The 6,385-nt window shown below is 68.2% G+C and carries 6 protein-coding genes; 2 read left to right on the forward strand and 4 right to left on the reverse strand.

Annotation, left to right across the window (positions count from 1 at the left end):
- On the forward strand, window positions 1–437 hold a 437-nt coding region (locus tag RR928_RS23820; RefSeq protein WP_332684531.1), incomplete at its 5' end, for a phosphomethylpyrimidine synthase ThiC.
- 117 nt (window positions 438–554) lie between these two features.
- On the opposite strand, the gene RR928_RS23825 is transcribed toward RR928_RS23820, so the two are convergent.
- From RR928_RS23825 to yjgA, 4 genes are all read right to left on the reverse strand, one after another.
- On the reverse strand, window positions 555–2,195 hold the full coding sequence (locus RR928_RS23825) for a methyl-accepting chemotaxis protein (protein WP_332539852.1): 1,641 nt from the start codon (window positions 2,193–2,195) through the stop codon (window positions 555–557).
- Between the two features lie 140 nt (window positions 2,196–2,335).
- Window positions 2,336–3,514 (reverse strand): multidrug effflux MFS transporter, encoded by a 1,179-nt coding sequence (locus RR928_RS23830; RefSeq protein WP_332684534.1) that lies wholly within the window; start codon window positions 3,512–3,514, stop codon window positions 2,336–2,338.
- Between the two features lie 99 nt (window positions 3,515–3,613).
- Window positions 3,614–4,222, reverse strand: coding sequence for a molybdopterin adenylyltransferase (gene mog, locus RR928_RS23835; protein WP_332684536.1), 609 nt, complete (start codon window positions 4,220–4,222; stop codon window positions 3,614–3,616).
- Window positions 4,215–4,910, reverse strand: coding sequence for a ribosome biogenesis factor YjgA (gene yjgA / locus RR928_RS23840; RefSeq protein ID WP_332539848.1), 696 nt, complete (start codon window positions 4,908–4,910; stop codon window positions 4,215–4,217). Before yjgA ends, mog begins: the two co-directional genes overlap by 8 nt.
- Before the next feature lie 63 nt (window positions 4,911–4,973).
- On the opposite strand from yjgA, the gene pmbA reads away from it, so the two are divergent.
- Entirely contained in the window at window positions 4,974–6,383 is a 1,410-nt protein-coding gene (pmbA, locus tag RR928_RS23845) for a metalloprotease PmbA (protein ID WP_332539847.1), read from the forward strand.
- Window positions 6,384–6,385: the final 2 nt, after the last annotated feature.

Raw genomic sequence — 6,385 nt, forward strand, 5'->3', positions numbered from 1 at the left:
GCTACGTGACGCCCAAGGAGCACCTGGGCCTGCCCGACCGCGACGACGTCAAGCAGGGCATCATGGCGTACAAGATCGCCGCGCATGCGGCCGACGTCGCCAAGGGCCATCCCGGAGCGCGCGCGCGCGACGACGCGCTGTCGCAGGCGCGCTTCGATTTCCGCTGGCAGGACCAGTTCAACCTGGGGCTGGACCCCGACACCGCCCAGGCCTACCACGATGAAACCCTGCCCAAGGACGCCGCCAAGGTCGCGCATTTCTGCTCGATGTGCGGGCCGAAGTTCTGCTCGATGAAGATCACCCAGGAGGTGCGTGAATTCGCCGCGCAGAAGGGCCTGGCCGAGGACGCGGCGCTGGCCGAAGGCATGCAGGCCAAGGCGCAGGAGTTCCAGCAGGCCGGCGGGCAGTTTTACTTGCCCATCACGCCGGTCAGGTAAGGCGCTGGCGACTGTCGGGCCGCGGCGACCACGGCCATGCAGCGCGCGTGGCATGGGGCGTGACGTTCATGGTTCGACAAGCTCACCACGAACGGGTGCTGCCTGAGGTGGTGAGGTTCAGGCCGGCAACGCGAAGCGGGTCGCGATGCGCGACAGCGCGCCGGCCTGGTCCTTGAGGCTCAGCGCCGCGGCGGCCGACTCCTGCACCAGCGCCGAGTTGTGCTGGGCGTGGTCGCTGAGCGCATGCACGGCTTCGTGCAGCGCGGCGATGTCCTGCTGCTGGCCCTGGGCCTGGCTGGTGATGTCGGCCATGCTGAGCGTGGCCTGTTCTATGGCCTTGAGCATCTGCGCGGTGCGCGCGCGCGCTTGGACGGCCAGGCGGCTGCTTTCATCGACCTGGGCGTTCGAGGCCTGGACCAGCTGCTTGATTTCCTTGGCCGCGGCCGCGCTGCGGTTGGCCAGCGCGCGCACTTCGGCCGCGACCACGCTGAAGCCGCGGCCATGTTCGCCGGCGCGCGCGGCTTCGACGGCCGCGTTCAGCGCCAGCAGATTGGTCTGAAACGACAGCGTGTCGATCACGCCCGTGATGTCGGCAATGCGCTGGGCGCTGCCCGCCATGTGGTGGATGGTGCCGGCCAGCGCCTCGATCGAGGCGCCGCTGGCCTGGGCGCTGGCACTGGCTTGCTGGGCCACCTGCTGGCCGCGCTCGGCGGCCTGGGTGGCCAGCGTGGTGGTCTCGGACAGCATTGCCAGATGCTCGCTGGCGGCCTGCAGCTGCAGCGCGCCATGCTCGGTGCGCTGCGACAGGTCGTGGTTGCCGCGTGCGATGTCTTCGGAAGCGTGGGCCACATGGCGCGTCGCGCCCTGGAGCTGTCCCACGAGATCGCGCAGGCTGGTCTGCATGCGCGCCATCGCGCCCAGCATCTGGCCGGCTTCGTCCCGGCCACGGCTTTCCAGGTCGGTGCGCAGGTCGAGCGCGGCCACGCGCTGGGCCGCGCTGTGCGCCTGGGCCAGCGGCTGCACGATCCAGCGGCGCAGCGCCCAGCCCAGCCACAGTCCCAGCAGCACCGAGGCCGCGCACAGCGCCAGCAGCACGCTGCGCGCCGTGGCGGCGCTTTCGCCGGCAGCGCGCGCGGCGTCGTCCATCGCCTGGCGCTGGTAGTTCGACAGCGCCTGCAGCTGCTGCGTCAGCGCCTGCGCCGCGGGCAGGAACCGCTGGTCCACGGTCTCGCGTATGCGCTGCGTGAGGCCGCTGTCGCGCGCCGTGACCAGGGCCGCGCTGGCGGCCAGAAAGTCCGCATGGCGCTGGTCCAGGTCCTGCCACAGCGTCTGCTCGGCCGCGCTGTGCGTGCGCTGGCTCACGGTCTGGCGCAGCTGGGCATAGGCTTTTTCGTCGGTCGCGACCTCGGCGCCCAGCACGTCGCCGACTTCGGGCTCCGAGCTCAACGCCATGGCCTTGAGGCGTTCGATGTTGCGCGACTGCAGCCAGAACGCGTCGGCGACCTGGCGCTCGGCGGCGCTGCGCTCGGCCATCACGCGGTGCAGCGCGTCCTGGCTGCGGTCCAGCGCCCACAGCCCCACGCCGGCGCAGCCCCAGCCCAGCGCCAGCGCCAGCGCGAAGATCAGCTGCAGGCGCGCGCCCAGCGAGCGCCGCCAGGCAATGCGCGTGCGTGCGGCAGGTGGGAAGGCGTGGGGAGTTTCGGTCGGCGCCAGGGTCAGAGCCTGGGCCGGCAGTCGAAGGGCGAGAGAGGAGGACATGGACGCACAGAGCTGAGAGGAAAGCAGGCCCGCAGCGCCGGAGGTGACCTCGGCTTGCGGGCGGTTTGTCACATGCTAGTTACAGTCTGTGTAAACCAGATGACACTCTCTTGCCGCTTTATGACAGTGCGGCCTGTGCGTCAGCCGTGGTGCTCGCGGGCGCAAAAATACCAAAGCGTCATTCCGCTGACGATCAGCGCCGCATGGCCCAGCGCCAGCCACAGCGCGCTGTGGAACAGCAGCGGCACCAGGGCCGACGTGATCAGCGCAAACAGCATCATCTGCACAAAGCCCTGCAGCGAAGACGCCAGGCCGCGCATCGTCGGAAAGAAGCCCACGGCCTGCAGCACCACCAGCGGGCTGATCAGCGACCAGGACAGCGTGTACAGCGCGATCGGCAGCACGGCCCAGGGCAGGGTGGCCGTGAAGAGCAGGTTGTAGCCCACATTGACGACGCAGGCCAGCGCCATGATCGTGAAGCCGATCTGCTTCTGGCGGGCCGGCGACAGCCGCGACGCCAGCACGGTGCTGATCACCGAGCCCAGCATGCCGCCGCCCACCAGTGGGATGAACAACCAGCCAAAGCCGGTCTCGTCCTGGCCCAGCAGCGTGATGACGAACTCCGCGGCCGAGGCGATGTAGACCGCCATGCCCGAGCCCATCAGGCCTATGGCCAGCAGCATGCGGCGAAACGGTCGGTGACGGATCGCGGTGAGGTAGTTGCGCGCGATCGGCCGCCAGGCCAGCGGCGTGCGCTTTTCCTGCGCCAGCGTCTCGGGCAGGCCGCGCCAGGCCGTGGCCAGCAGCAGCAGCGCAAACAGCGCCAGAAACCCGAACGACGCGCGCCAGCCGCCATGCAGCTGCAGCCAGCCGCCCAGAATGGGTGCGAGCGCGGGCGCCAGGCCGAACACCACCATGATCATCGCCATCATGCGCTGCGCCTGGGCGCCGTGGTAGCGGTCCTGCACCATCGCGCGCGACACCACCATGCCTGCGCCGGCCATCACGCCCTGGGCGGCGCGCAGTGCGATCAGCGTCTCAATGCTCGGCGACAGCGCGGCCAGCAGCGACACCAGGCCGAAGCCGGTCACGGTGAACAGCATCACGCGGCGCCGGCCTATCGCATCGGAGAGCGTGCCGTAGACCAGCATCATCACCGCCAGGCCCAGCACATAGACGCTCAGCGTCTGCTGCACCACCGTGGCGTCCACCGCGAATTCCTGGGCGATGGCGTGGAACGAAGGAAGATAGGTGTCTATCCCCAGCGGGCCGAGCATGGTGAACAGCGCCAGCATCAGGGTGAGTTTCAATTGGGACATAGAGCGGGTAACAGGCCGGAAACGGCAGCGGCCAGGGTGAGCTGGCCGGCGGGCAAACAGTAGAAAGAAAAAGCGCCTCGGTGGAGGCGCTCGGTGCGGTCAGCGTGCCGAGGGCGCGCGCTGTGCGCTCTTGGGCCGGAAGGCGTCGCAGACTTCGCTGCGCGTCTCGAGGTAGGGGCCGCCCAGCAGATCGATGCAGTAAGGCACGGCCGCGAAGATGCCGGGCACGATGCTCTTGCCGTCGGCATCCTTGAGGCCTTCAAGCGTCTGCGCAATGGCCTTGGGCTGGCCCGGCAGGTTGATGACCAGGCTCTGGCCGCGGATCACCGCCACCTGGCGCGACAGGATGGCCGTGGGCACGAAGCGCAGGCTGATCTGGCGCATCTGCTCGCCAAAGCCCGGCATCTCCTTGTCGGCAATGGCCAGCGTGGCCTCGGGCGTCACGTCGCGCAGCGCCGGGCCCGTGCCGCCCGTGGTCAGCACCAGGCAGCAGCCCGCGTCGACCAGCTCGATCAGCGCCTGGCTGATCTGTTCCTGCTCGTCGGGAATCAGCCGCGACTCGAAAGTGACCGGGTTGCGCAGCGCGCGGCCCAGCCAGTCCTGCAGCGCGGGCAGGCCCTGGTCGACGTAGACGCCGCTGCTTGCGCGGTCGCTGACCGACACGATGCCAATGCGCACTGCGTCGCAGGCTGCGGCGTTCTCAGTCATCGCTGTCGTCATCGGCTGCGGGCGCCGCAGGCGTTACCGCGCCGCGAAAACCATTGCTTCCCGAGAGCTGCTCGCGCAGCAGCGCAAACAGATCGCGGTAGGCGCGGCTGACCTTGCGCGGCGCGCTGGGCGTGCCTTCTTCGGCGGGTTCGGCAGCAGCGGGCGTGCCGGCCGGAACGTCCTTGCGCGCCTGGCGGATCAGCGCGCGGATCTGCTGCGAATCGGTTTCGGGGAAGCTGTCCAGCCATTCGGCCAGCGCGCCGTCATCGGCCATCAGGCGCTCGCGCCATTGCTCGGCCTGCAGCACCGTGAGCTTCTCGGTGGGCGAGCCGCTGCGCTGCTCTTCCATGGCGGCATGAATCGCGGCGACCAGCGGCTCCTCGAGCTTGCGCATGATCTTGCCGATGTATTGCATCTGGCGGCGCTTGCCTTCGAAGTTGGTGATGCGGCGCGCTTCGGCCAGCGCGTCGAGCAGCTTGTCGGACAGCTGCAGGCGCGCAAGCAGATCGCTGCGCAGGTTCAGCAGGTCTTCACCGAGCTTTTGCAGCGCGTCGCTTTCGCGCTTCATATCGGTACGGCTGGAGTCCCAGGTTCCTTTGAGTTCGGCCTTGAGTTCAAGGTCGAGTTCGCTGCCTTCGGCAACGAACTGGCCTTTTACGAAGTAGCCTTTTTTTGGTTTGCGTGACATGGTAGGGGGCAATAGGATGGCAATGCAGGGCGCATCGCAGTGGCAAGTATCATAGCTGTCGCTATGAAAAAACCCCGCCCCCGCTCCGTAAGCACCGCCGCATTGCAGGCCGATTCCGGCTTCAGCTACAGCCGCCCCTTCTTTGAAGACCTCGTGGACCGTGCCTTGGTGCATGCCAAGAAGCTCGGCGCCACCGACGCCGGCGCCGAAGCCTCCGAGGGCTGCGGCCTGTCGGTGAGCGTGCGCAAGGGCGCCCTGGAGACCGTGGAGCGCAACCGCGACAAGTCGCTGGGCGTGACGGTCTACCTGGGCAACCGCCGCGGCAACGCCAGCACCTCCGACTTCTCCGACGCCGCGATTGCCCAGACCGTGCAGGCCGCGTACGACATCGCGCGCTTCACCGCAGAAGACCCCACGGGCGGTCTGCCCGATGCCGCCGACATCGCCGAACCCGGCACGCACCGCGATCTCGACCTGTTCCACCCCTGGGCCATCACCAGCGAAGAGGCCGCCGCCATCGCCATGGAATGCGAAGCCGCGGCGCTCAAGACGCACAAGCGCATCACCAACAGCGAAGGCGCGGGCGTCTCGGCCCAGCAAAGCCATTTCTTCAGCGCCCATTCCAACGGCTTTCGCGGCGGCTATGCGAGCTCGCGCCACAGCCTGTCGGTCGCGCCCATCGCTTCGCTGCCCGGGCGCAACGCCGAAATGCAGCGCGATGCCTGGTACAGCTCGATGCGCGCCGCTTCCGAGCTGGCCTCGCCCGCCGAAGTCGGCCGCTACGCCGCGCAGCGCGCGTTGAGCCGCCTGGGCAGCCGCAAGATCCCGACCACCGAATGCCCCGTGCTGTTTGAATCCACGCTGGCCTCGGGCCTGCTGGGCAGCTTCGTGCACGCGGTCAGCGGCGGCGCGCTCTACCGCAAGACCAGCTTCCTGCTCGACTCGCTGGGCAAGCCGGTGTTCCCCAAGCACATCGACGTGCTTGAAGACCCGTTCATCCTACGCGGCAAGGGCAGCTCGCCGTTCGACGAGGAAGGCGTGCGCGTGCAGCCGCGCAAGGTGATCGATGCCGGCCGCGTGCAAGGCTACTTCCTGTCGAGCTACTCGGCGCGCAAGCTGGGCATGAAGACCACCGGCAACTCGGGCGGCTCGCACAACCTGGTGATGAGCTCGCGCCTCACACGCGAAGGCGATGACCTCGATGCCATGCTCAAGAAGCTGGGCACGGGCCTGTTCGTGATCGAGCTGATGGGCCAGGGCGTGAACTACGTGACCGGTGATTACTCGCGCGGCGCCAGCGGCTTCTGGGTCGAGAACGGCGAAATCGCTTTTCCCGTGCATGAAATCACCATTGCCGGCAACCTCAAGACCATGTTCAAGGGCATCGAGGCCATTGGCTCCGACGCCTACAACTACGGCGCCAAGACCGTGGGCTCGATGCTGATCAACCGCATGAAGGTCGCGGGCAGTTAATT

The sequence above is a fragment of the Comamonas sp. genome (assembly GCF_036666375.1).
Classification (GTDB): domain Bacteria; phylum Pseudomonadota; class Gammaproteobacteria; order Burkholderiales; family Burkholderiaceae_C; genus Comamonas.

What these genes read in the sequence shown, in the direction of transcription:
- yjgA (WP_332539848.1), bottom strand. Translation starts at nt 4,910, where the DNA reads ATGTCACGCAAACCAAAAAAAGGCTACTTCGTAAAAGGCCAGTTCGTT.
- RR928_RS23830 (WP_332684534.1), bottom strand. Translation starts at nt 3,514, where the DNA reads ATGTCCCAATTGAAACTCACCCTGATGCTGGCGCTGTTCACCATGCTC.
- RR928_RS23825 (WP_332539852.1), bottom strand. Translation starts at nt 2,195, where the DNA reads ATGTCCTCCTCTCTCGCCCTTCGACTGCCGGCCCAGGCTCTGACCCTG.
- pmbA (WP_332539847.1), top strand. Translation starts at nt 4,974, where the DNA reads ATGAAAAAACCCCGCCCCCGCTCCGTAAGCACCGCCGCATTGCAGGCC.
- mog (WP_332684536.1), bottom strand. Translation starts at nt 4,222, where the DNA reads ATGACTGAGAACGCCGCAGCCTGCGACGCAGTGCGCATTGGCATCGTG.